Origin of the sequence: Streptomyces sp. ITFR-21 (assembly GCF_031844685.1) — a bacterium.
Taxonomy (GTDB): Bacteria; Actinomycetota; Actinomycetes; order Streptomycetales; family Streptomycetaceae; genus Actinacidiphila.
Window position 1 is genome coordinate 1,940,023 of the sequence record NZ_CP134605.1, and the last position, 26,162, is coordinate 1,966,184.

General features: G+C 69.0%; 17 protein-coding genes. 9 read left to right on the forward strand and 8 right to left on the reverse strand.

Annotated features, from left to right (window positions below; translation table 11 throughout):
* Positions 1-1,110: 1,110 nt before the first annotated feature.
* From RLT57_RS08670 to RLT57_RS08685, 4 genes are all read left to right on the forward strand, one after another.
* Complete coding sequence (locus RLT57_RS08670) at positions 1,111-4,239, forward strand: hypothetical protein (RefSeq protein WP_311296787.1); 3,129 nt, start codon at positions 1,111-1,113, stop codon at positions 4,237-4,239.
* On the forward strand, positions 4,223-5,965 hold the full coding sequence (locus tag RLT57_RS08675; protein WP_311296788.1) for a hypothetical protein: 1,743 nt from the start codon (positions 4,223-4,225) through the stop codon (positions 5,963-5,965). The genes RLT57_RS08670 and RLT57_RS08675 overlap by 17 nt, the downstream gene beginning before the upstream one ends.
* 158 nt (positions 5,966-6,123) lie before the next feature.
* Entirely contained in the window at positions 6,124-7,632 is a 1,509-nt protein-coding gene (locus RLT57_RS08680; RefSeq protein WP_311296789.1) for a hypothetical protein, read from the forward strand.
* 865 nt (positions 7,633-8,497) lie between these two features.
* Positions 8,498-8,923: a PPOX class F420-dependent oxidoreductase gene (locus RLT57_RS08685; protein WP_311296790.1), complete on the forward strand. Its 426-nt coding sequence runs from the start codon at positions 8,498-8,500 to the stop codon at positions 8,921-8,923.
* A gap of 1,347 nt (positions 8,924-10,270) precedes the next feature.
* Here RLT57_RS08685 and RLT57_RS08690 read toward each other — a convergent pair.
* The 3 genes from RLT57_RS08690 to RLT57_RS08700 form a co-directional block, all read right to left on the reverse strand.
* Positions 10,271-11,038, reverse strand: a complete 768-nt coding sequence (locus tag RLT57_RS08690; RefSeq protein WP_311296791.1) for a 3-oxoacyl-ACP reductase — start codon at positions 11,036-11,038, stop codon at positions 10,271-10,273.
* Positions 11,039-11,240: 202 nt separating this feature from the next.
* Positions 11,241-12,608, reverse strand: coding sequence for an aldehyde dehydrogenase family protein (locus tag RLT57_RS08695; protein ID WP_311296792.1), 1,368 nt, complete (start codon positions 12,606-12,608; stop codon positions 11,241-11,243).
* 114 nt (positions 12,609-12,722) lie between these two features.
* A complete protein-coding gene (locus RLT57_RS08700) occupies positions 12,723-13,430 on the reverse strand; it encodes a UdgX family uracil-DNA binding protein (RefSeq protein ID WP_311296793.1) in 708 nt (235 codons plus the stop codon).
* Between the two features lie 1,678 nt (positions 13,431-15,108).
* Between RLT57_RS08700 and RLT57_RS08705 the strand changes: the two genes are divergently transcribed.
* The 3 genes from RLT57_RS08705 (at position 15,109) to RLT57_RS08715 (ending at position 17,570) form a co-directional block, all read left to right on the forward strand.
* Entirely contained in the window at positions 15,109-15,495 is a 387-nt protein-coding gene (locus tag RLT57_RS08705) for a MarR family transcriptional regulator (RefSeq protein WP_311296794.1), read from the forward strand.
* A gap of 293 nt (positions 15,496-15,788) precedes the next feature.
* Positions 15,789-16,679 carry an SIS domain-containing protein gene (locus tag RLT57_RS08710; protein ID WP_311296795.1) on the forward strand — a complete coding sequence of 297 codons (891 nt, stop codon included), beginning with the start codon at positions 15,789-15,791 and terminating at the stop codon, positions 16,677-16,679.
* Positions 16,680-16,733: 54 nt separating this feature from the next.
* Positions 16,734-17,570: a class II fructose-bisphosphate aldolase gene (locus RLT57_RS08715; RefSeq protein WP_311296796.1), complete on the forward strand. Its 837-nt coding sequence runs from the start codon at positions 16,734-16,736 to the stop codon at positions 17,568-17,570.
* 37 nt (positions 17,571-17,607) lie between these two features.
* Here the strand turns inward: RLT57_RS08715 and RLT57_RS08720 are convergent, their stop codons facing one another.
* Complete coding sequence (locus RLT57_RS08720; RefSeq protein WP_311296797.1) at positions 17,608-19,029, reverse strand: cryptochrome/photolyase family protein; 1,422 nt, start codon at positions 19,027-19,029, stop codon at positions 17,608-17,610.
* A 264-nt stretch (positions 19,030-19,293) separates the two neighbouring features.
* Here RLT57_RS08720 and RLT57_RS08725 point away from each other — a divergent pair, with 264 nt between their 5' ends.
* Positions 19,294-19,497: a MarR family transcriptional regulator gene (locus RLT57_RS08725; protein ID WP_205364410.1), complete on the forward strand. Its 204-nt coding sequence runs from the start codon at positions 19,294-19,296 to the stop codon at positions 19,495-19,497.
* A 14-nt stretch (positions 19,498-19,511) separates the two neighbouring features.
* On the opposite strand, the gene RLT57_RS08730 is transcribed toward RLT57_RS08725, so the two are convergent.
* Positions 19,512-21,725, reverse strand: a complete 2,214-nt coding sequence (locus RLT57_RS08730) for an MMPL family transporter (RefSeq protein ID WP_311296798.1) — start codon at positions 21,723-21,725, stop codon at positions 19,512-19,514.
* Between the two features lie 141 nt (positions 21,726-21,866).
* Between RLT57_RS08730 and RLT57_RS08735 the strand changes: the two genes are divergently transcribed.
* Entirely contained in the window at positions 21,867-22,502 is a 636-nt protein-coding gene (locus RLT57_RS08735) for a TetR/AcrR family transcriptional regulator (protein WP_311296799.1), read from the forward strand.
* Between the two features lie 88 nt (positions 22,503-22,590).
* On the opposite strand, the gene RLT57_RS08740 is transcribed toward RLT57_RS08735, so the two are convergent.
* From RLT57_RS08740 to RLT57_RS08750, 3 genes are all read right to left on the reverse strand, one after another.
* Positions 22,591-23,448, reverse strand: coding sequence for a DedA family protein (locus RLT57_RS08740; protein ID WP_311296800.1), 858 nt, complete (start codon positions 23,446-23,448; stop codon positions 22,591-22,593).
* A gap of 150 nt (positions 23,449-23,598) precedes the next feature.
* Entirely contained in the window at positions 23,599-24,348 is a 750-nt protein-coding gene (locus tag RLT57_RS08745; RefSeq protein WP_311296801.1) for an SDR family NAD(P)-dependent oxidoreductase, read from the reverse strand.
* A 437-nt stretch (positions 24,349-24,785) separates the two neighbouring features.
* Positions 24,786-26,075: a citrate synthase gene (locus RLT57_RS08750; RefSeq protein WP_311296802.1), complete on the reverse strand. Its 1,290-nt coding sequence runs from the start codon at positions 26,073-26,075 to the stop codon at positions 24,786-24,788.
* Positions 26,076-26,162: the final 87 nt, after the last annotated feature.

Below are 26,162 nucleotides of genomic sequence, written 5' to 3' on the forward strand. Positions count from 1 at the left end.
CTCCGCAGCTGGCGCCACGTTGCCATGAGTAATTTCACGGTTACTCCATGTCTCGTTGCGGGATCCACGATCAAGACTTCTGCGATCAACACGCCGGCAAGGGTGAAGAGTTGACAGGGGCCCGGGGAAAGACGCCGCCCGCAGCGGTGCCGCCTTTGACTTCCTCGTCCAGCCGCTTGATCGGATCCAACGATAAGATCCTCTTCCGGTACTCAGACGGGAAGCCGATGATCGCCGACAAGCGCCGGGCGGCGATGCCCGGCATCATCTTGACCTTGGCTGAAAATTGGGGGCTTGACCCTTGAAGGTCACCGGTGTTCAATAAACGCAGGTGCGATAGTCACCCATTGGCGTGCGATTACCGCCCGACTGCGTGAATGGCCGGATTATCGGCCTCGCTGCCGTCTCGACGGACTCACAATGGATGAGCCAGCTCGATGACCACCGAAATTGCGGTTCAGCATGGCGCCGGCACCCGGGCGTGGCTACTCCTGCTCCGGGCCGCCGCAGAAGCAGACCGATGCACTGATCCCGGAGTTCCTTGTCATCGCCCTGGGGGAAAAGCATGCTCCGAACACGCCTACAAGGCCAGCAAAGACCTTGTCATGTTGAACCGGTCCATCGCGGTTAGTTGACGGCCGCCGGCACCAGCGCCGGGATCAGATGATCCTACCGGCCGTCACGGGGGGAACTAGTTACGCGGGACTCACGTTCCCGGCGGAGTTGGCAGCATTTTCTCACGTAGCGGTAGCCGCAGTGCACTTTTCAGGCCGGATGCCGAGCGGAGCTGCGTCGATTTTTAAGAGTTGCTGACCATCAGATCGTGCAACGCTTAAACGTTCGCTCAAACCTCGGCGTCGCGTTGGACCTGGCGTGCGGCTGGGCGCAATCTCGACGACGAAGGGGTTCCTGGCTCGTGAACGAGACACGTGTACTTCCGACTGGGCGGACCAGCGGACTTCCCACCCGATTATCAGCGGCGCGGCCGACCCGCTCGAGGCCGCCGACACCCGGGCGGGCTGGGCTGAGCAGGATGTCCACGCGGCCGGCAAGGGGTGGGGAGGGCTTCCCGTCCGGGAGCCACTCCGTGCGCAAAGCCGGGTGGTTGCGATGAACCCGCAGAACACCCACCGGGCCACCGGGACGCTGCGCCCCGTCAGCCCGGACGTCCCCGGCATCCCCGATCACGTCCTGTCGTCCCTGCGGAGGACGTACCCGCGGGGCTATGCCGCCTTGGAGAAGGCGATCGCCGAGGCTCCGGGAGAGACCGGCCTCCAGCGCGTTGCGGACATCGAGGTCCACGCCGACCACCTGCTCCTGCGCACCGACTCGGGTGACGCGGTCAGGGAGATCCCCTTCGACGTGTCGAACATCACCCCGCGGGGTGGGACCTTCGACCTCCTGCTGGACCGTGATCAGCAGACCGTCTTCATACTGAGCGGGCACGACACCGGTGCTCTGACACCCGCCCTCAAGGGACGCCTTCTGGACGTCCTGCGCCCCCACTACTGGCTGGTGGAGGGAGCGAAGGAGCCCGCCGCCAATCCGTTCCTCTTCGGTACCCGGGAGATCAGGGAGTTCCTCTCGTCCCTCCTCGAAGAGCCCGCCGTGGGCGTGATCCACCCCCACATCCAGGCGGTCGCGCAGGCCATGAGCCGCGGGGAGTACCTGGGAGCGTCGGAGTTCGTACAGAGCCTCCAGCGCGCGTCCCTGGAACTGCGGCGCAGCGGCCTCGACCCGGCCCTCCAGCGCAGGCTCGAAACGGTCGCCCGCACCACCGCCCAGCTCCGCCGGGGCTTCCAGCCCGTTCTGGCCATCCGCAAGGTCACACGGCCGGCGATCCTGGAAACCCTGGGGGTGGACGACGCCAAATCCCTTCGGCAGACCCTGTCGAAGCCCGAAGTGCTGTCCCGCCTGATCCCCTCCCACGCGATCGACACCGAGTCCATCGGGAGCATGGACCTGGCGCGGCTCCTGGAGCTGGTGGAGGAGCTGCGGGAATACGAGTTCTGCGACATCTTCCTGGTCGACAGGACACCCGAGCCGCGTCCGGGAACGATCGGCGCGACGATGAGGCGCGAGGGCATGGAGGTTTCCCCCCTCTCGACCCCGGACAACCTGGGCGAGGCGATGAAGCTGATCCACTCCCTTTCCCGCGCCAGCTCGTTCCTGTTCTCCCGGGAGCAGTCCCGCCGGATGAACATCGCGGTCCAGGACCATCTGCCGAAGGCCGGCCGGGACCACATCGTCGGCTTCTTCCCCGGTCTGGGCAGCCGGGCCTCCTACCAGAACCTCGGACGCTCCCTTCTGGACTCCGGGATCCCGGACGTGGTCAGGATCTATCAGGACTGCGCGCGGGCCCTGGGTTTCCCCGGCCGGCCCGAGAAGCTCCTGCTGGTCCCGGAGAACATGCCCGAGGGAAAGATGGAGCAGCAGGGGTTCATCGGAGCGGCGCTCCTCGTGCACAGCCTGGCCCTGGAGGCCCATCTGCGGGCCGGGGCACAGGAAAGCGGAGCGCCGGTGAACTTCGTGGCCTACACCGGGGAGAGTTTCGGTGTCATAACGTCGGCGGTGGCAAGCGGTTCCATCTCCTTCGGCGACGGCGCCAAGATCGCGCAGGCGTTCACCCCGCTAATGCTGGTGGCCGCCGAGGGCGAGGCTCCCGACGAACCGTTCGCGCGGAAAATCGCCACCTATCTCCCCGACTCCCTGAAAGGGCAGAAACTGGTGCCGGAGCCGTCCCATGTGGTCGGTCTCCAGGCGGACCCCGAGGATCTCGCCGAAGCCCTGGAGGATATCGAGAGGAGCTATCCGAAGACGGACGTCGAGGTCCACAAGACCTATTCGCTGCGGCAGACGAACATCTACGTCCGGACCGGCGTCAAGTCGGACTTCGACCGGTTCATGAGGAAGTTCCCCGCCGTACGGATGGAGGAGCTGAAGGCTCCGACGAAGTTCCTGGCCCACTCGGAACGGATGACAGGCGTCCGCCAGGCCCTGGAACGGTTCATCGAGAAGAACAACATAGTTTTCCGGAAACCCCACACCCCGGTGGTCTCCAACAACAACGCCGGTCTGCTCACCACGGCCGCGGAGGTCCGCAGCGGAGTCCTGGCGATCACCAACGAGATCATGGCGTCCAGGACGACGGTGGAGACCCTGGCCAGCCTCCATCCCGACATGATCCTGGAGCTCGGGCTGGGGAACAAATCCGTGCAACTGCTGACGGACAACAACGTCGAGGCTCCCGTGCTGGCCTATACCGGAGCACCCGACGAGACGGACCTGTTCCTGCGCGCCGTGAAGCTGGTCGACGGCCTGATGGAGGAACTGGGCCGGCTGCACACCTCCGGCAGCCGGCTGGCGGCCCAGCACTACGGCACGCTCAGGGGCCTTTTCCGGCTGGCTTCGAAGAGCCCCTTCTACGAGCGGTACTTCCATCGGACCATGGGCCGCGTCATCACCAACGAGATGCTCCACTCCGAAAGGGACGGATCGCCGGCCTTCTACCGGTTCCTCGAGATCTTCCAGCACACCTACAACCACCGCGGCAGCATCCTGCCGGACCAGGGGGAGCTGGTGCTGCAGGCCCGGTTGAAGAAACGGATCGTCGGGCACCCGGAAAGGCTGGGCCAGGTCTACGCCGAGCTCCAGGTGATCAACGGGACGGGCGACGTCGCCGACCGGAGCTCGATCAACATCAGGCAGCCCGAAGTGGTGGTCTTCCATTTCGACCGTCTCGCGGACCTCGGCTATGCCGATCTCGCCCGCAAAACACGGCTACTACTCGACACGCAACCGCTGGCACGGCAGATCTACGACCAGATGCTGGAAAGCCTGCGGATCGAGGACGACGGTTTCCTCACGCTGGCGGGCACCACCGTGCCCACCGTCGACCAGATGGCCATGAGCCACATCGTCTATCAGTACACCCTGTTCCACATCCTCCACCTCTACCGCCCCGCCATGTTCGCGCAGAACGACTACTACCTCGAAGGCAGCGATCCCATGGGATGGCTGGTCGCCCTGGCGGCCTCGGGGGCGGTCACCCTGCCGGACATCGTCAAACTCTACGGTGCCTATCTGCGGGCGGGCGCGGATACCGACGGGGTTCAGGCCGCGCTGGACCGAATGCTCTCCGCACTGAAAAAGTCCGACGTCCCTGTCATATCGCCAGAGGGCATCCCCTTGCAGTCCAAGAAGGATTTGGAGGCCGCCACCCGTGCCGTCTTCCGCTGACAGCACCACTGACGCCCGGGTCCGCCGGATCCACCTGAACGGGAACTGCCAGATCCTCTCCTTGGGGTCGGCTCTGGACCCCACCCAGGTGAATGCGGGGCCCTACCAGACAAACGTCATCTCCGTGCTCTCCCCGACCGACATCTGGAAGAAGCGCGTCAATCCCGCCCTCGACGAGTTCGAGGAGCGCTCCACCCTGACCCTGACCGACGAGAACGAGAAAGTTTTGCGGCACGCCCAGGGCCGACGGCTCCTGAGCAGCACCGTCTACGCCTATGTCAACATCGGGGAACCGATCGTCGGCTTCGGCAAGGGCGGCAGCGAGTCCATGACGATCTTCCTCAAAAAGGAGCGGGAAGACCGGATCACCGTTCGCAAGATCCTGAGCGAGGCCCTCACCACCGCCAACTGGAACCCGGAGGGCGAGGGCGTGATGCTACCGCCCTTCGCCAAGGCCAAGAAGCAGGCGGAGTTCCTGCAGGCCCTGCCGGATTCCGTGCGCCGGAACTTCCCCGAGGTCTTCGACGTGGTGGAGCGGGACATTCCCATCCCTCCCCATCTGCAGAAGAACGGGAAGACGACCTATAAAGAGGTCATCTACGAGATGAGCTACGTGGCCGGCGAAGAGGTCAGCCGGTTCGTCGAGAAGTACTCCCCGCCGCCGGCGGTGATCGCCCGCCTCTACGAGGAGATCTTCCGGGTCCTGAACCAGAACGTCCACTCCGTCAACCGCGTCCCGGCTCCGGGCGAGACACTCGGCATCTCCTACTTCAAGAAGATCGAGGACCGCCTGGCGCTCTGCCGGCGCACCGCACCGCGCACCTTCAGTCCGGAACTGCTCGACACCGAGCGGATCGTCATCAACGGCGTGTCCTACCTCAACTCGTCGGCCCTCCTGCGACGGTTCCGGGAGCACCCGGAGTACCTGAAGGTCCTGGAGCCCCGGTTCCACTCCCTGGTGATGGGGGACACGAACACCGAGAACATCAAGATGGCCGACACCGAGCCCCTCCTGCGGGCACAGCGGCTGATCGAGGCCGGTGCGCCGCAGGCGGAGGTCGACGCGGCGCTGGCGGCCATCACCGCGGAATCCCTGGGAATCAAGTTCCTGGACCCGCGCGCCATCGGCTTCAAGAGCGACGGCAGGGACACCCGTGACGACCCGATGTACGACAACAAGCCCTGGCACAACTCCGTCGGCCACTACGACGAGATCCACTACGAGCAGTTCAGGCTGCAGATCCGGACCGGGCACGGGACGACTCCCAGCGTCGACATCGAGTTCAACGAGGGGAACGCCTACCAGCGGGCCTACCGCGTAAGGGATGTGACAGCCGAGGGCGGGACGACCGACCAGGCCGCTCCGCAGGGGATGGAAGACTATTTCGCCCCCGTGATGACGGCGGTCTACGGGCTGGACGACCCGGAGTCCCAGAACGTCAAGGACGATCCCTACTGGCTCATCCGTCTCGTCTTCATGATGGGCACCCACTTCACCGCGATGCCGCCCTTCCACTTCCAGGCCGAACTGGACGGGACGCTGACGGACACCTACCAGACCCAGCGCAGGCCGGTGGCCATTTACTGCGAGGGCGTCAAGTGGCTGAACTGGGCGCTGGAGATGCTCGAAGGGGAGCGGACGGAATTCCTGGGCGTCCGGGCTCCCCTTCTCCCCTATCTGCCCGAGGCGCGGCCGGACAACGCGGCGGCGACCTGGGCGGCGTAACACGAATCGGGCCGGGCGGACCGGCCCAGGCACGGGCGCCGCGTCCAGCCGTGAACAGCGACACCGACAGCGAAGTCGAATACGTCGCGGTCCGGCTGGACCGAGCACACCACCTTGTCGCCAGCCACTCATGATCATCCCACAGGAAGGCTTGACTCATGGCCACTGCTTCGACCCCCCTGCCCATAGCGGGGCTGAACGACCTGTCGAATGAATCCCGCATGATCGCGACGCCGTGGAGCCGAATGGTACGGGGTATCGGTCTCGGCCAATACCCCATAGATTACAGTCCGGAGGCCGCCGCGCAGATCCGCCATGCATTCGACCTCGTGGCGGCGAAGGTATCGGATTCCCAGGCGTACACCCTGTTCTCCCGGCTTCTGACGGATCTGGTCCTGAAGGTGGCGGACCCCGCGGGCGGCCTTTCCCGCGCCGACATAGAGCGGGAGCTCGGGCCGGTCCTGGAGGCGGTGCGGTCCGAAAAGAACCCCTACTTCCGCCTCACGGCCGGCTGCATCCTGATGGACGCCTTCGCCAATCTGGGTCTCGACCGGACACTGCTGGTCAACGAGGAGACGGACTTCCCCGGGGAAATGCTCGCCGTGACGGACGAGATCGAGCCGGACCAGATCAAGGACGAGAACAGCGGCCGGCACGGCGAATACGAGCGCCTCTCCGCCTATTCCGCGATCCTCCTGGCCTTCGGTCAGCTGGGGCTCAAGGACCGGCTGGTCTCGGGTCCGCGCAACTACGTCCAGGAAGCGCTGGACCTGCTGGACAGGGTCCCGGCCCCCTTCTTCCGCGGTCGCGGCGGATCGATGCTGCTTTCGGTGGTCTCACTGCTGGGACACGACGCGCTCATCTTCGACGGCGAACGGGACTACATGAAAGAGGTCCTGGACTACATGGACCGCGCCGACGAACTGAACAACCCGCCCGCGTTTCCGCAGCCCGCGTCCCCGGCCTTCGCGAAGGTGTATCCCCTGCTCACCATGCTGAACGCCGTCGCGATGTCGGGCCGGCCGGAATACCTGACCTACGGTAAGGACCGGTTGGCGGAGGCGAAGGAACTGATGGCCGAAATCGCTCCGGTGGAAACCACCCACATGAGCCTGTACTACGTCGTGGCACTGTACAACCTCGGCCGCCTGGAGGAGCAGCTGCCGGACCTGGACGCCTTCGTGGAAGGCGTGGTGGGCCAGTGGAAGGACGCCGACCCCGGCGCGGACTTCTTCCTCAGGGGGATCTCCTACCCCTACCTCATCCAGACCGCCATGATCACCGGCCGGATGAAGCTGGTCACCGACGCGATCCTCGACCGCATGGTGGATTCCTTCCCCGATCTGGACCGCACCGACCTGGACCGGATCAACCGCCCCTATCCGGTGAGCTACGCCCTGAACATCCTGGGGGAGATCGGCGCCGCGGACCTCCTCTTCACGCCCAGGACCCGCTACGGGGGCAGCTCGCCCATGGCCTGGGTCATCGACCACTTCTCGGAGAACGCCCGCGAGGAGGCCGGCCGGTTCTACATGCTGAACCACGCCCTGGTCAGCTACGCACTCCGCCTGCGGGGCACCCATCGGCAGGAGACGGAACTGTTCCGCAGTTTCCGTTTCCGCCTCGCCGACCCCCAGGAGGGCGAGCCGGTGTCCCCTCGGCTGTGACGCCTCCGTTCACGTCCGGTGCCACCGTTCCCGCCCGACACCGCCGCTCCCGCGCACCGGGGCCGGGGCGCGGGCGCTGATCTCCCGGGTAGCGGGGCACGCCCGAGTGGCGGGGCAGAGTGCCGAACCACACCGCACCTGCCCCGCCACCCCGCCGACCTGGTCGCCGCGACACGCGTGTTCGTGGTGACGCACTCGCAGGTCGCTCGTTGATCCGTTCGTGGGTGCCGCAAGGGGCGCGCCCGTCCCGACGGCCTCAAGGACACAACGAGACGCCATGCCGACACACCTCGCCCTACACGCCCGCACCGGCAGGGGCACCGGAGACCGCACCGGCAGGATCACCACGATCGCCGGTGCCTGCGGCGGCACCGGAGCCGCCGCGTCCCGGCGCCTCGCCGAAGCGCACCGCGCCGAAGCGCACCGCGCCGATGTGCGCCGCGCCGGCACCGCCGCTGCCACCGCCACCGCCGCAGGGGCGTCCCAACCCACAGGGCGGCCCGCCCCCGTCGCCTGCGTGGACTCGGCGGCCCCTCCCGCCCGTGCGGACGATCAGGTCATACGTGCGGCCGACCCGTTCCGCCCGCGGTCGGCCGCCGCCGCTCCCGTCGCGGAGCCCACGCGCCCCGCGGAACCCGCCCGGCGGGATCCTCCGGACCTGCCGGTCCGACCGCCCATACCGGTCCGACCGCGTATATGGTCGCTCGGCCGGCGCACATCAGCATGTGTCGGCATGCCGCACTCCGTCGTCACCCAGCCACCCCCGTCACCCCTCAACAGCCCGGCCGGAACGGCGCAAGCCCGCCCCCGCCGGTCCGAGAACACGCACTCCCGGTAGACCGCTACCGGGCTTCCAGGAGAGATTATGGTCGCCATTCCCGAGTCCGCGCACGCGCTGCTCAGCTCCGACGCGCTCGCCCACGTCGTCACCCTCAACCCCGACGGCAGCCCCCAGGCCACCTGCGTATGGGTCGGACTGGACGAGGGTGACATCGTCTTCGGCTCGCTCAGCCCCTGGCAGAAGATCAAGAACCTGCGCCGCGACCCACGGGTCGCACTGACCATCGAATCGGCCGGCATCGACCCCAGCGGGCTGCGCGAGTACCTGACGGTCACCGGGGAGGCCACCGTCACCGAGGGCGACGGCATCAAGCTGGTCCGCCTCCTCGCGCAGACGTACATCGGCCCCGAGGCCAATTACCCGCCGGAGTCCGAGACCCGCACCGGGTACGTCGTACGGATCAAGGCCCGCAAGATCGGCGGCATCGGTCCCTGGGGGTCGGCCGCGTAGAACACCGCCCCGCAACCGTTTTCCCGACCGCCTCCCGGAAATCCACAGCGCCTTTCCCGAACCCTTTCCCGAAGCTTTCCCCGTTTGGAACCCGGTTGTCCGGAGCCTGTCACGGCTGCGCAGCACTATGCCCGCGGATGCAGCCAACGGCCTCCAACACGGTGTTGTAACGGTCGAAGGGCATCCGGCTGGGGGACGGCGATGAAGTGCACGGTCGGCGGGCGGATCCGCCAAAGAGGGCGCCGGTATCTGGCCGGGAAACTTGGCCGGAGCGGCCGGAGCCGTGGTCTGGCGGGTGGCCGGCGGGAGCGAGGACCTCAGCGGGCCGCTGATCGCCATGGGCCTGGCCGGCCTGATCTGCGCACAGGGACTGATCGAGTTCGCCCGGAGCCGCCGACCGTTCCGGCTGGTCGTGGACGCGTCCGGACTGACCTTTCACGACGTGGTCCTGAGCTGGGGTCAGGTCGACGCGGTCGTGTCGCGCCACCCCGCGGAGTACGGAAGCGACGACGGCTACGGACGCCGGCATGCCGAAGCCGCGGCTCGTCTGCCGACCCGCTCCCGGCGTGTCGTTGCCCCCGCAAGCCCGACCGCACCGTCGACGGCGGCCTCCAGTACGCGCTGGTCGACGGCGAGGACCTCGACCAGCGCGTCAGCGAACCCGCCGGGGCGCTGGCCCGCTACGCGGGTGCCCGCTTCGAGACCGCCCCGCGGTCCTTGCGGGGGCCGACTCCCGTCACGGTGTCCGGCCCCGAGTTGTGCGTCCCCCGGGGGGGCGAGCGCGTGGTCCACGCGGGGCGGGGACCGGCTATCGGCTGCTGCGCTGGCCGCTCGTAGCCCCAGCGCTCAGCCTGCCGGTCGTGTACGTCGTCACGGACGGCCGTAGGCCGGTCCCGGCGCGGTTCACGGGCCTCTGTCTGCTCGCCGCGGGCATCGCGTGGTGGCGCGCGGGCCGTGGCCTTCCGGCGCTGGCGCCGACCGTTGCGGCTGCGGATCGGGCCCGACGGCATCGCGCTGCGCGACTTCGTCGGCCCGGAGATCCGGTTCGACCGGCGGCAGATCGCGGCCGTCACCGTCGGACCCGAGCCGCACCGCACGGGCCCCCGCCGCCGGCTGACCGTCTGGCCGCTGCCGGGCAGCAGCCCCAACGCCCCGCGCACCCACCTCGTCGACGGACACGGGGCCTACGCCCCGGTCCGCCTGGACCGGCTGCCCGGCGCGGAGAGCGCGGTCCTGCCGGTGGTACGTGCCTACGCGGGAGAACGCTACAGCGAGACTCGTGACCGGCGCCGGAGCCCGAGACGGGAAGCCGACGCCGGGGCCCGAGGGCGGACCCGGAAGCTGCGGCTAGAGCGGCGTGACGTAGGCGCCGGAGATGCCGCCGTCCACCAGGAACTGGGAAGCGGTGATGAAGGAGGAGTCGTCGCTGGCCAGGAAGGCGACCGCGCCGGCGATCTCCTCGGGCTCGGCGAAGCGGCCCAACGGGATGTGCACCAGGCGGCGGGCTGCGCGCTCGGGGTCCTTGGCGAACAGTTCCTGCAGCAGCGGGGTGTTGACCGGGCCCGGACACAGGGCGTTGACCCGGATGCCCTCGCGGGCGAACTGAACGCCCAGTTCGCGGGACATCGCCAGGACGCCGCCCTTGGACGCGGTATAGGAGATCTGCGAGGTCGCCGCGCCCATCACCGCGACAAAGGACGCGGTGTTGATGATCGAGCCCTTGCCCTGCCGCAGCATGTGCGGGATGGCGTACTTGCAGCACAGGTAGACCGAGGTGAGGTTGACCTCCTGGACGCGGCGCCAGGCGTCCAGGCCGGTGGTGAGGATCGAGTCGTCCTCCGGCGGCGAGATGCCCGCGTTGTTGAAGGCGATGTCCACACTCCCGTACGCGGCCACGGCCGCCTCGTACAGCGCTTCGATCTCGGCTTCGGCGGCCACGTCGACCCGTACGAACAGCCCGCCGACCTCCTCGGCGGCGGCCCCGCCCGCCTTCTCGTCGATGTCGGCGCAGACGACCCTGGCCCCCTCTGCGGCCATCCGTCGGGCGGTTGCCAGGCCGATGCCGCTGCCGGCCCCGGTGATGACGGCGACGCGGTCGTGAAGTCGTTCGGGCATGGGGTGCTCCTCCAGCGGGGTCGGTACGAGGGCGGTGCGGCGGGACAAGGCCACGGCGGGTGATACGGGGGACGGGTGTCGGGGCTGTGCACGGACTCAGGTGGCAGGAGCGGTGTCACAGGACCCGGGCGCTACAGGCTCGGCCGGCGGTCCTGGCGGCTGCCGCCACGGGCTCGCGCGGCCGGTCCGCCGCGACGGCCCGTCAGTCGGTGGCGATGAAGACGTTCTTGACCTCGGTGAAGGCGTCCAGCGCGTCAGGGCCCAACTCGCGCCCCAGCCCCGACTGCTTGAAACCACCGAAAGGAGTGGAGTAGCGCACCGAGGAGTGCGAGTTGACCGACAGGTTGCCGCTCTCCACGGCGCGGGCGACCCGGAGCGCGCGTCCGAGGTTCTGCGTCCAGATCGAACCGGACAGCCCGTACGCGGTGTCGTTGGCGATCCGTACGGCGTCCGCCTCGTCCTCGAACGGCACCACCGTCACCACCGGGCCGAAGATCTCCTCCCGGAAGGCGGGAGCGTCCACCGCGACCGGGGCCAGCACGGTCGGTGGGAACCAGAAGCCCGGCCCGTCCGGGGCGCTGCCGCGGAAGGCCACCGGAGCGTCGTCGGGCACATAGGAGGCGACTTTCGCCCGGTGCGCGGCGGAGATCAGCGGGCCCATGTCGCTTGCCGGGTCCTGCGGATCACCGACGCGCCAGCCCAGGACGGCCGGCTCGAACAGCTCCATGAACCGGTCGAGGACCCGGCGCTCGACCAGAACCCGGCTGCGGGCGCAACAGTCCTGCCCGGCGTTGTCGAAGACGGCGGCGGGCGCGGAGGCGGCGGCCCGTTCCAGGTCGGCGTCGGCGAAGATGATGTTGGCGGACTTGCCGCCCAATTCCAGTGTGACCGGCTTCACCTGGGCCGCGCATCCGGCCATGATCTGCTTGCCGATCCGGGTGGACCCGGTGAACACCACCTTGTCGACCTGCGGGTTGTCCACGAAGCGCTGCCCGACGACCGGTCCGGCACCGGGCAGGATCTGCAGCACACCCTCCGGGATACCGGCTTGGAGGGCCAACTCGCCGAGCCGGAGCGCGGTCAGCGGGGTGAGTTCGGCGGGCTTGACGAGGACGGTGTTGCCGGCCGCCAGCGCGGGGGCGATCGCCCAGCCCGCGATGGGCATCGGGAAGTTCCACGGCACGATCACCCCCACCACGCCGAGCGGCTCCTTGAAGGTGACGTCGATGCCGCCCGCGACCGGGATCTGCCGCCCGAACAGCCGTTCCGGGGCGGCGGCGAAGTACTCCAGCACGTCCCGTACGTTGCCCGCCTCCCAGCGCGCGTTGCCGATGGTGTGCCCGGAGTTGCGCACCTCCAGTCGTGCCAGGTTCTCCAGATCGGCGTCGACCGCCGCGGCGAAGGCCCGCAGCAGCCGGGCTCGGTCCGCAGGGGCCAGCGCCCGCCACGCGGGATACGCCTTGGCCGCCCGTGCGATCGCCGCGTCCGCCTGGCCGGCGTCCAGCATCATCACCTTCTCGATGCCGGCCCCGGTCGCCGGGTCGACGACCTCGTACACGTCTGCGCTCATGGGTGTCCTCGCCGTCTGGGGATACGCGACCTGGCCCGCTTCCCCATGGTGGCGCAGACAACGATCTTCGCGCCGCTGAAATCATACGAAGGGGTGGCGGATTCCGCCGGCGGCTCAAGTCGGGGACACCCGGGCCGCGCCGGTCCGCGCCGGCGGATCGGCCGCCACCCGCAGGTCGGCGACCAGCCCGGCGTACGCGCTCCGCCGGTCGTCCGAGCGCAGGACCGAGGACGGGTGAAGGGTGGCGACGGCCCGTGCCTTCTCGTAGCCGGGCAGGTGCAGCGGCCTCCCGCGTTCCTTGGTGACGCGGAACGAGGTGCCGAACAGGGCGCGGCCCGCGGTGGCACCCAGGGCCACCACCACTTCCGGGCGTAGCAGGCGCATTTCCGCGGCGAGCCGGGGTTGGCAGGCGGTCTCCTTCCGCAGACTCGGTGCCTCGTGGATGCGTCGCTTGCCGCGTTCGACAAACCTGAAGTGCTTCACCGCGTTGATGAGGTACACCGGTTCACCGGCGAGCCCCGTTTCCTCCACCGCCTTGCGCAGCAGCCGCCCGGCCGGGCCGACGAACGGCGCCACCTGCCGGTCCCCCTGATCCTCCGGCTGCTCCCCGACCAGCACGATCCGCGCGGTGGCGGGCCCATCGCCGAAGACGGCCCGCGTGGCGGGTCCGAAGAGGGGGCATCCCCGGCAGTCGGTGACAGTTTTCCGGTGTGCGGGCAGTCCGCCGCGCGGGGGCAGGTACGGCGTGGCGTCGTAGCCGGTGTCGAGGCCGGCCCCGGCGGCCTCGGCCTCGTCAGCATCGGACCCCGGAGTGGTGGTCATGCGCTGTCCCCACGGCAAGCTCGTATCACCGGTCGGATACCCGGGCCGGGCACGCCGCACCGGACGGATCCGCCGGACGCCGGGCGGTCGGACCCTGACAACCACCTCGGACCTGCGGCCGGGCTGACGCGCGGATACCTTCGATGACCAGTCGTCGCAGAACGGATACGCGCGTGCCGGGCGGCCGCCCGGACGCCCCGGCCCGACTGTCGGGCGGCGCGGCCGGTTCCGCCGCGCGGGACCGGGCGGCGCGGCCGAGGCGAGGAAACGGGGCTGCGGCGGACGGCTCATACAAGCCGCCGAAGTGTTCTCAGTGCTGGGTGCGGCCGGAGCCGTGTTGCCGGCCGGACGTGGGCGGTAGCCAGCGGCGCTCAGCGGAGCTGCGCTGCTCGCCGCCTCGGCATGCGCGCGTTGCGGAGTATTCGAGGCGGGACTGGCCTCGGTGCGGGATCCGAAATACACGGTGGTGCCGCAGCGCGAAAGGCTGGAGGCGGCGGGTCCGTAATGTGGGCAGTGATGGATTGCTGGTCCCACGGAGATATCCCGGTGGGCCTGGATGAAATCATCCCGGATCCGCCAAGCGCGCCATACCGCCGAATGGGTGGCAATTTTGACGGACCCCGGACAACGCAACCGTTCGCGGCTTTTGTCCCGCTACCGCGCCACCCCTCGGGCCGGCGTGGAGGGTCGCCCACGAGCACCCACTGTGGTCATCAACTCCCCTCACCAGCATACGAGTTGACGCCAGGATGGGCCCTGCCGGCAGCCAACCCCGGCTCTCGGCCCGAGACCTTCCCGGCCACGAACTTCACCGTCAAGACACCCGCGCCGTCCCGGTGCGGCGCTCGCACGGCACACGCCGCCGACCCCACCGGTACCATCGGCATCGGTTCGGCCGCGCTCGCGGTAGCCGCCCCCTTCGCCGCAGCTGACGCGGCGCCGCCAAGTGCTCCTCCCTGGCGGCGACTTCCCCGGAAGCGTCGCCGTCCACGACGACCTGGCGCATATCGTCCAGACACTCGGCGGCGGTTCGATCCGGGCAACCGGCTCCAGGTCATCATGTCGGGACCGAGCCCGGTCGCCTCCTTTCTCCCTCCCCGAGCAGGTTTGTATACACACACGGACCCGCGCGGTAGGCGTGGTGGACGTGCTCCGGGTGGGCCGCGATGGGCCGTCGGCCACGTCCCGATCGACGACGGTGCCGGGTGCGGCCGGCGGTGAAGGGCGATGCCCACGCTGAAGGGACCGGGAAAGCAAGCCCAGGAGTCCCTTTGGTGCCTCTTCTTTCACAGCTGTTTCACCCTTCCACTCCCCTCCGCCTCCTCCGACCTCTCCGCAGGCCGAAGGGAGCGAAACGTTTCCCTGAAGTCTTCGAGTTGAAAGGAGCGCTGTGAGAAGGTATGCGCTTGAGCCACCCCCCGGATGGCTGGTTATTCGGATCAACCGGCCGCCCGTATCGTGACCGCCGCCAAGGGCCGTGCGGCGTTCATGTGTGGCCGATCTCGGCGAGCGAGCGATACGAGGATCGTTGCGTATGGATTCCACACTGCCCGGGGCCGCACCGGCATCGAAATCGGCGGCATCTCCGGCACCCGCGGCGTCCACCGCGCGGCGCCGCAGACGGCTGACCACCCGAATAAAGGACGGTCTGCGCGATCTCAGCGTCCAACTCTCCCTATTGACCCATCAGGTGGGCGCCCACCTCGACCTCCGGGACGCCGATCTGGAGTGTCTGGACCTGATCAGCCGTTACGGGCCGATCGGGCCGACCGCACTGGCCAGACGCGCGGGACTGCATCCCGCCACCCTCACCGGCGTACTCGACCGTCTCGAACGAGGCGGCTGGGTCGTCCGCACCCCCAACCCCAGCGACCGCCGGGCCATCCTGGTCCAAGCGGTCAAGGGCAAGGAAGCCGAAGTCGACTACCTCTACTCCGGTCTGAGCCACGCCATGGACGACATCTGCTCCGACTACGAGGACGCCGACCTGGTCATGATCACCGACTTCCTGCTGCGCACCGCCAAGGCCGCCCGCGTCGTGACCGACGACCTCGCCGACAGCTGATCTTCTCCCCCACCCGCCGGACACCTCGAACCCTCCGGACCGCCTGTGCGTCGTACCCGCGGTCCGGAGGCGGCGTACGGCGGCTCCCGGCGTGGCGGCTCGGCCGCCTTCCTCGCACCCTCCTCCCCCGTCTCCCACTCGTTCTCCCCCGACGGGACCCGAGCGGCCAGCCTGTTGCATGTTTCTGTTCATTTGGAGCCATCTGCAAGCAGGAACAGTCATCTACACTGGCGAAGTCACCACCGCGGCGCCCGGATGCCGTGCCCTGGCCGACCCCGTCGTGAGGAGTACCGATGCCCGCGTCGTCCCTGACCACCGCCGAGATCGCCACCCAGCCGGAATGCTGGCAGCGGGCGGCCGAGACCGCCGGCGCCGAGGGCGGAAAACTGCCCCGGCCCGGTGAACGCGTCGCAGTGATCGGCTGCGGCACCTCCTGGTTCATGGCCCAGTCCTACGCGGCGTTGCGCGAGCGGAGCGGGCAGGGGGAGACGGACGCCTTCGCCGCCTCCGAGTTCCCCTTCGGACGCCGCTACGACCGGGTGGTGGCCATCACCCGCTCCGGCACCACCACCGAAGTGATTCGGGCCTGTGAACAGCTTCGTGGCTCGACACCGGTCACCGCGGTCACCGCCGATCCGAACACCCCCGTCATGGCCGCGGCCGACGAGGTCGTCGTCCTTGGCTTCGCCGACGAACAGTCCGTCGTCCAGACCCGGTTCGCCACGACCGTGCTGATCCTGCTGCGCGCGCATCTGGGCGAGGATCCGACCTCGGCGATCACCGACGCCCGCACGGCGGTCAAGGACGAACTCCCCGCCGGACTCACCGACGCCGATCAGTTCACCTTTCTCGGCACCGGTTGGACCTACGGTCTCGCCCAGGAGGCAGCCCTCAAGATGCGGGAAGCGGCGGGTGCCTGGACCGAGTCCTACCCGGCTATGGAGTACCGCCACGGCCCGGTCAGCATCACCGGCCCCGGTCGCGCCGTCTGGTCCTTCGGCCCGCTCCCGGACGGTCTGGCCGACGACGTCGCCGGCGCCGGCGGCCGCCTTGAAGCCCGCCCTGCCATCGACCCGCTCGCCGACCTCATCCGTGCCCAACGCCTCGCGGTGGCCATCGCCGAAGCCAAGGGCGACGACCCGGACCGGCCCCGCAACCTGACCCGCTCCGTCATCCTCTCCTGAACTTTCTGCGCACCCCTCCGACGCCCCGCCCGCACGACCCGAGGGACCCGCCCCATGCCCGCCGCCACCGTAGCCGAACTGCTCCGCTCCGCCCGCGCCTCGGGCCGCGGCCTGGCCGCCTTCAACGTCATCACGCTGGAGCACGCCGAGGCGATCACCGCCGCCGCCGAGCAGACCGGCCTCCCGGTCGTCCTGCAGATCAGCGAGAACGCGGTGCAGTTCCACGGTGGCCGCCCCGAACCCGCCATCGCCGCGACCGCCGTGATCGCCCGTGCAGCCGCTGTCCCCGTCGCCCTCCACCTCGACCACATCGAGGACGAGGCCCTGCTGCGCGCGGGCGTCGCGGCCGGCGTGACCTCGGTGATGTTCGACGCCTCCCGACTGCCCTACGAGGAGAACGTCCGGGCCACCGCCCGTATCACCACGTGGGCCCACAGCCGCGGCGTCTGGGTCGAGGCCGAACTCGGTGAGGTCGGCGGCAAGAACGGTGCCCACGCCCCGGGCGCCCGCACCGACCCGGCCGAGGCCGTCTCCTTCGTCGCAGACACGGGCGTGGACGCGCTCGCCGTCGCGGTCGGCAGTTCCCACGCGATGACCGAGCGCACAGCCGGCCTCGACCTCGCCCTGATCGCCCGGCTGAGTACCGCCGTCAATGTGCCGCTGGTCCTGCACGGTTCCTCCGGCGTGCCCGACGCCGAAATCGCCCGTGCCGTCGCTGCCGGCATAACCAAGGTCAACATCGGCACCGCGCTCAATGCCGCCTTCACCAGCGCCGTTCGTGACCGCCTCGCCACCGATGCCGCGGTGGTGGACCCCCGGCGCTACCTGCGCCCGGCCCGCGACGCGATGACCGCCACGGCCGCGCACTTCCTCCGCGTTGTCGCCGGCTGAACCAGCCCGCTGTCCGAGGCACGGGGGCCCTTCCGGGTTAGCGCGGGTTCCGCCCCTCGGCGAACCGCTCCTGTCCCTCCGCGAGCGACACGATCGGCTCGGGGTAGTCATATCGCGCCCGATCCCGTTCATGCAGCTTCCACGGCTCGTGGACCGACCGGCCCGCCAGCCCGCCGAGCTCCGGCACCCACCTGCGCACGTACTTTCCCTCCGGATCGAACCGAATTCCCTGCCGCACCGGGTTGAGCACCCGGTTGGGCCGGGTGTCGGTGCCGGTGCCCGCGACCCACTGCCAGTTCAGTTGGTTGTTCACCAGGTCCCCGTCCACCAGCAGGTCGAGGAAGTGGCGGGCGCCGATGCGCCAGTCGATGTACAGCGTCTTGGCCAGAAAGCTCGCCGCCAGCAGCCGGGCCCTGTTGTGCATCCACCCCTCGTGTCGCAGCTGCCGCATCGCCGCGTCCACCACGGGGTAGCCCGTACGGCCCTCCTTCCACGCGGCGACCTCCTCAGGGGCGGTGCGCCATCGGTCGTTCCTCTTCCGGTAGTCGTGCCATGCCGCGTCCGGTCGGGCGGCGAGCACTTGGTGGTGGAAGTCGCGCCAGGCCAGTTGCCGGACGAAGTCCTCCGTCCCGGAACCCTTCCCCGGGGCTTTCTCCGGCCAACTGCCGGGATGCTCGCCGGATCCCCTGGCCCGGCGGACGAGTTCGGTCGCCGAAAGGCATCCGAAGTGCAGATAGGGCGACAGGTGGGAGGTGGCGTCGCCCGCCAGATCGTCGTGCCGCTCCCCGTACGCGTCGAGCCCGTCACGCCGCCACCCGCCCGACAACGCGCGGCCTGCCCTCTCTCCGCCCCGCGGCCGCCCCGGCGACAGCTCGCCGTCCCCGGGGCCGGTCAGGTCGGACGCCGTCGGCAGCGGGTGCCCGTCCACTGCCTCGGGCACCGCCACCCGCCGCGGCGCCGCTCGCAGCGGCCGGAGTGGTTCCGCCTGCCAACGCCGCCAGTAGGGCGTGAACACTGCGAAGTGGTCACGGTCCGCCGGGGTGATCACGCCGGGCGGCACCGCCGTGATCACCGCGTCGTGTGCGACCAGTCCGCAGCGCAGCCCAACCAGTTCCGTGCGGAGCCGCTCCTCACGTCCGGTCGCGTAGCCGCTCACCCCGCCGGCGATGTGCACCTCGCTGGCGCCGGTCTCGCGTACCACCCGGCAGACCTGCTCGACCGTATCGCCGTACCGCACGACGAGCCGTCCGCCACGCGACCGCAGTCCCTCGTCCAAGTCGGCCAGGCACTCGGCGAGGAAAGCCGCCCTGTTCGGCGCGGCGAACCCGGCACGGGCGATACCCGGGTCCACGACGAAGAACGGCACCGTCCGGTCGGCCGTCGCAGCTTCGGCCAGTACCGGATTGTCGTACAACCGGAGGTCCGCCGTGAACAGGGCGACGGACACGGACTCACTCATGAGTGGTGGGGGTCATGAGCGTTGCTGGGGTCGTCATGTGTTCGAAGTCTGCCGCAGAACAACCAATCCGAAACGGCAGAACACCCCGAAAGCCACGAAAGAGTGATCGAACAACAGATCACGGTCAAAGTTACCCGCTTGCCACTTTGTCACCGTTACGCGGGTTCCACGTCACAGAAGATCAACAAGCCCATGCGGCCGTCCTCATCAGTCGTTGACGAGGCGAAGGTACTGATCGACATCCCCACCGCATGGAGGTGCATCATGACCGACCGGACCTTGTGGTCGTACGCGGACATTGCCGCGCACATCCGCGTACAGGTCGACACCGTGCGTTCGTACCGCAAGCACGGGCACCTGCCCGAGCCCGATGTCGTGGAGGGCGGAAAGCCGTTCTGGTACGCCGACACCATCAGGGCGTGGAGCGCCCGGCGGCCCGGGAACCGGGGCCGCCGGGATCCCGGCTGACCTTCGGGCCTCAGCTACCGGTGGGCAGGCTCGGGGTCCCGCCGCTCCTCGGAGCGCGGGGCCCCCGCGCCGTCCCGAGCGGGATCGCCGCCCTCAAAAATGCCGAACCGGTTGTGGAACCTGCGCAGCGGCGGCGGCGCCCACCAGCTGAACCGCCCGGTCAGGCGCATCACCGCGGGAACCAGCAGGGTCCGTACCACCATCGCGTCCATGAGGACGGCCAGCGCGATCCCGAGACCGAGCATCTTGGTATTGGCCACCCGCGAGGTGCCGATCGCCACCATCACCACCGCGAGGATCACCGCAGCCGCCGTGATCAGTCCTCCGGTCCGCTTCAGTCCGAAGACAATGGACGCCTGATGGTCGCCGGTCCGGTCGTACTCCTCTTTGATCCGGGACAGCAGGAACACGCCGTAGTCCATGGACAGTCCGAAGGCCACGCAGAACATCAGCACCGGCAGAGTCGTCTCGATGGTGCCGGTCGCAGTGAAGTCCAGCAGTCCGGAGAGGTGACCGTCCTGGAAGACCCATACCACCGCCCCGAACATCGCCGTCAGGCTGAGGGCGTTGAGCAGCACCGCCTGAAGCGGGATGACCACGCTCCCCGTGAGCAGGAAGACGAGCAGCAGCGTGACCAGCGCGATGATCCCGGCCGCCCACGGCAGCTTCTGGGCTATGGCGTCCTTGCTGTCCACCAGGATTGCCGCCTGCCCGGTGACCGAGGCGTGGAAGCCGGCGGGCACTGCCCGTATCTCCTTCACCAGGTTCTGGGTGGCGGTGTCCACCGCCTCGCCCCTGGGGAGGACCGTCACATAGGCCGTGTCCGAACCGGTGGTGGTGAACGGCCCGTCGACCCGTACCACGCCGGGCAACGCTGCCACCCGGTGGTCGTAATCGGTCAGCCGGCCCACGTCGGCGCCTTCGGCGAGCACGGTGATCGCCCCGTCCGGACTGCCGGGGAACTCCTGTCGGATGTGCTGCTGGACCACGTGGGACTCGGCGGCAGCCGGCAGCTGCCGGTCGTCCGCGCTGCCGAACCTGACCTGGAGGAACGGCAGTCCGAGCAGCAGCAGCCCGGCGACCGCGCCGATCGCGAACAGCGGGGCCCGGCGCATCACCAGCCGCGCCAGCCGTGCGTACCCGGCCCCGGGATCTCCGGACGGCTTCAGCCGCAGGGCCTTCCGCAGGTCCAGCGCGTTGACCCGGTTGCCGAGCAGCACCAGCGAGGCGGGCAGCACGATCAGCGCGGCCGCCGCGGCCAGCAGCACCACGGCGATGCCCGCGTAGGCGAACGAGCGGAGGAAGTACTGCGGGAAGACCAGCATCGCGGAGAGCGAGGCGGCGACCGTCAGCGCGGAGAACAGCACCGTCCGACCGGCAGTACGCAGCGTTCTGCCCGCCGCGGACTGCGGCGTGGCTCCGGCGGCCAGCTCCTCGCGGAATCTGCGCACGATGAAGAGCGCGTAGTCGATCGCCAGTCCCAGACCGAGGGCCGTGGTGAGGTTCTCCGCGAAGACCGAGACATCGGTGAACTCGGTGACAGCGCGCAGAACCGCGCTGGTGCCAAGGATCGCCATGATGCCGATCACCAGCGGAAGCAGTGCCGCTACGGCGCTGCCGAAGACCATGACGAGCAGCAGGAGGGTGACAGGCAGGGCGATCACCTCGGCGCGCACCAAGTCGTCCTTGATGGTGGTCTGCAACTCGTCTCGCACCGCGGCGGATCCGCCGATCGTCACCTTCACAGGTCCGTGATCGCCGCGGTAGGCGGGCGCTATCCGCTTGACCTCATCGGCCACCGCGTCGTCGTCACCCCGGAGCCGGGCGGTGATCAACGCGGAACCGCCGTCCCTGGCACGCAGAGCCGGTGCGTGCGTACTCCAGTAGGAGGTCACTCCGCTCACCGCGCGGTCGGCGGCGAGCTCTCGGGTCAGTTCGCCCGCCTGGGCGACCACCGCCGGGCTGTCCACACCGGCGCCGCGGGCGTCGACGAGCAGCACCAGGTTGGGCTGTGAGGCGGGGAAGTGCTGAGCCAGGGCGTCAGTGGCGTAGGAGGACTGGGATTCCGGAGCCTCCCAGCCGCCGCTGGCGAGTCGGTCGGCCACTCCGCTGCCCGCGGCCACCGCGAGTGCGGTGAGGAGCAGCGCCAGCAGCAGTGTCAGTCGCGGTCTCGCGGTGACGACCCGCGTCCAGCCGTGGACCGCACCCTCGCGGTTGACTTCGGACATGACAGAGGTGTCCCCTCCCCCGTAGAACAGCATGACGGCATGACCCGCATACGCGGCATACAATCGAAACACGAACGATCGCTCGCATTTCCTAGAATGCGAGCGACCCCTCGTGTTTGTCAATCCTCCCTGGGAGTCGACGTGTCCGAGGCGGACGAAAGACCGCGCCGCCGTCAGGCCCGCGGTGAGCGGCGGGTCGCACAGTTGCTGCACGCCGCGGCCAGCGTGTTCTGCGCGGTGGGCTACACCGCGTCCAGTACGAACGCCATCGCCCGCGAGGCGGGCGTGTCACCGGGCACGCTGTACCAGTTCTTCCCGAACAAAGAAGCCATCGCCGTCGAGCTGAGCGCGCAGTTGATCAAGGAGATGGAGGCCGCCCATGGCCGGGTCTTCACTTCCGAGATCGCCCGGTTGCCGCTGGACCGGCTGATCGACGAGGTGACGGACCCCTTCATCGAGTTCAACACGGCCAATCCCGCGCTCCTGGCGTTGATCAAGGGCCCGGACGCGCCCGGCAGGGTCACCGACGACCACGGCGTGCTGCACGACTCACTGCTGGAAGGGGTCACGGAACTTCTGGCGGTCCGCAAGCCGTCCCTGTCCCGTATGGAGCGTGCGCTCATCGCGGAGGTGTCGTTCGCGATGTTCAAGACCGGCCTCAACCTCGTCATGCAGCACGAGGACGGGGAGAAGGACGTCTACGTACGGGAGCTGAAGACCATGCTCCACCGCTATCTCGCACCCTACGTGGGCATCGGGGCCGTACCGGCGCCATGAGGATCGGGCTCAGACCGCCCTTGAGCGCCCCAACAGGACGAAGCGACGGCCAGGACCCGGGGCGCCGTCCACACGCCGCTTGCCCGGGCTACTTCCCGCGCCCGGCGAAACCGCGGGAGCAAGGACATCTGTCTTTGCTCCCTTTCCCTTCCGGGGACGCGGATGGCGGCCCGATCTTCGGGCCGCCATCGGGCGGCACACTCGCCACCGTCGCTCCGTTGGACGCGGGAGGAGTGGGCATCGGCACCGCCACCGTGCCGCTCTCCCCGGCGAGGGAGGCCGCCACCACCGCGGAGGGCCGGACGAAGCCTCCTGGTCCTCGGAGCAGCCGCCGTTCGCGGGCCCGGGAGGTCCACTGGGCCACCGTGCCCGCAGCCCCCACCAGCACCGATACGCCGACGCCGAGAGAGAGTGCGTAGAAGTCGTTGGAGGCCGCGCGCCCGCTGAAGTAGCCGGCGCCGACCGAGTACGAGGCCCAGACGGCCTCCGCGACGCCCGCACCGACCGCGTATCGGCGGGCCGGGTACCGGACGATACCGGCCGCGAGCCCGCCGATCACCCGTCCACTGGGCAGGAAGCGGATGCCGATGACGAAGGGCACCCCATGTCGCTGTATGCGCACCGCCGCCCACCTGAGCAGGGCGGCCTGGCGCGGCCGGCGCTTCATCCGGCGCAGCACCCGGCCGCTCACCGCGTGGCCCGCGCGGTGGATGAGCAGATCACCCATAACGGCGCTGCCGGCCACCACAAGCAGGACGAGCGCCAGATTGAGCCTGCCCTCGGCCGCCATCACCCCACCGGTGACGAGCAGCACCGCGTTGGGCACGAGCGGCGGGGCCGTCGTCACGGCCAGCAGCGCGTACGCCCAGTAGACGTGTCCACCCCGCAGGTACTCGGCGAGTCCGGAGGTGAAGTCCAGTGACGACACGTTCAGTGCAACGTCCATCCTCCCGCCCCTCTTCCCCTCCGCCTTCCCGTACTTCCACGCTGTCAGCGATCGATGGGGGCGGCAAGCCGGTTTTCCGGAGATCAGGGAACTCCCCGGGACTTCTCAGGGCAGGGGTCCGGCCGTGATACGGCTCCACGGCGACCCTGCTCAGCGGCCGAGCAGCTCCCCGCCGTTGCACTGCAGGATCTCGCCGGTGATGAAGCCCGCCTCCGGCGAGGCGAGGAAGAGCACGGCCGCCGCCACGTCTGCGGGCCGTCCGACCCGGCCGACCAGAGTGCGCCCGGCCCGGCGGGTCACCTCTGCCGCGTTGAGCCGCGAGCCGAAGAACTCGGTGCCGGCGACCGTGCCGGGCGCCACGATGTTGCAGGTCACGCCCTGCGGCCCCAGCTGGGCGGCCAGCGAGTGGTTCCAGGCGTGCAGGGCCGCCTTGGATGCCCCGTACGAGCCGCCGCCGCGCAGAGCAGCCACCGAGGTCACCGTCACCACCCGGCCGCCGTCGGTGGTGAACCGGTCACGCAGCGACTCGGTCAACAGGACCGCGGTCAGCACATTGCGCTCGAAATCGCCGCGCCAGCGGGCCAGCACACCATGTGGACCGGCGCCGACCGCCAGCTCTCGGCTGCCCGCGTTGTTCACCAGGACGTCCACCCGGTCCGGAAGCTTCGGCAGTACGGCCTCCACGTCGTCGGGGTCGGCGAGATCGCAGACGACGGGAGTGATGTCCAGGCCACGCGCGGTGCGCAGCTCCTCGGCGGTGGCACGGAGCACCTCACGTCGACGTCCGACGATCGTGACGCGGTGGCCGCCCTCGGCGAACCGCGTGGAGATGGCCAGCCCGATGCCCGTACCCCCGCCGGTGACCACGACATTGCGGACCGCTGTCCCGTTCTCTGCCATGTACTCCGCCCCTCGAGAAGAACAGCACGGTACGGGATCCGCCGCCGCCCACCGCGACCGGGGTAGCCTGCAGAAACACCGTTCGAACGCGGAGACGGTGGAGAGACGTAGATCACACGACTTGGAACGTAACCATTAAGATGGTTCGTGGGTCTTAGGTCCTGAGCACCGCACTCCCGGCGGAGTCGGTGTGGGGGATGCGGTACGGACCGTCTTGGGGGACGGTCCGAGTTGCGTTGCCGGGGCGACGCCTGGGGAGCTTTGAGCGGCCCTCCCGGGCCCTGCGTCCCGGCCGCCGCTGCGCCTCCGCCGAAAACGCCCGGTCCGGACCCGTGGGGGGATCCGCTCCGGGACACGGGAGCGCCCCGTGCCGGACCCGTGGGGGGATTCGACGCGGGGCGCTCCTTACCTCTGCAAGAACACTGGGCGTACCCCGTTCAGCGGGCCTCGACCGGCACGTAGTCGCGGGTCACGACACCGGTGTAGATCTGCCGGGGGCGGCCGATGCGGGAACCCGGTTCCTTGATCATCTCGTGCCACTGGGCGATCCAGCCGGGCAGCCGGCCGATCGCGAAAAGGACGGTGAACATGCTGGTCGGGAAGCCCATCGCCCGGTAGATCAGGCCGGTGTAAAAGTCCACGTTCGGATAGAGCTTGCGCGACACGAAGTAGTCGTCGCTGAGCGCGTGCTCCTCCAGCTTGAGGGCGATGTCGAGCAACTCGTCGGACTTGCCGAGCGCCGACAGGACGTCGTGCGCCGCCGCCTTGATGATCTTCGCCCGAGGGTCGAAGTTCTTGTAGACGCGGTGCCCGAAGCCCATGAGCTTCACGCCGTCTTCCTTGTTCTTCACCTTGGCGATGAAGGAGTCGACGTCGCCGCCTTCGGCCTGGATGCGCTCCAGCATCTCCAGCACCGACTGGTTGGCACCGCCGTGCAGCGGGCCCCACAGCGCGCTGATGCCCGCCGAGATCGACGCGAACTGGTTCGCCTGCGAGGACCCGACCAGTCGGACCGTCGACGTCGAGCAGTTCTGCTCGTGGTCCGCGTGCAGGATGAACAGCTTGTCCAGCGCGCTGACCACCACCGGGTCCAGTTCGTACTCCTCGGCCGGCACCGAGAAGGTCATCCGCAGGAAGTTCTCGACGTAGCCCAGGTCGTTGCGCGGGTAGACCACGGGCTGGCCGACGGACTTCTTGTACGCGTACGCCGCGATCGTCGGCAGCTTGGCGAGCAGCCGGATCGTCGACAGGTGGCGCTGCTTCGGGTCGAACGGGTTGTGGCTGTCCTGGTAGAACGTGGACAGCGCGCTGACCACGGACGACAGCATCGCCATGGGGTGCGCGTCGCGCGGGAACCCGTCGTAGAACCGTTTGACGTCCTCGTGCAGCAGGGTGTGCTGGGTGATCTCACCCTTGAATTCGGACAGCTGGTCGACGGTCGGCAGCTCACCGTTGATCAGCAGGTAGGCGGTCTCCAGGAAGCTCCCGCGCTCGGCAACCTGCTCGATCGGGTAACCCCGGTAGCGCAGGATGCCTTCCTCCCCGTCCAGGAAGGTGATCGCGGACTTGTAGGCCGCGGTGTTGCCGTAACCGCTGTCCAGGGTGACCAGACCGGTGTCGGCACGCAGCTTGCCGATGTCGAATCCCTTGTCGCCGACGGTGCTGTCCACAACCGGGTAGCTGAATTCGCTGTCCCCGTACCGCAGAACTACAGAGTTGTCGCTCACGTCATTCCCTCACCGACCGTGTTGCCTCTTCTTCGAGGTGCCCTGACTACATCCACTGTCCCCCATTTGACACCGTCGTGTGCACTC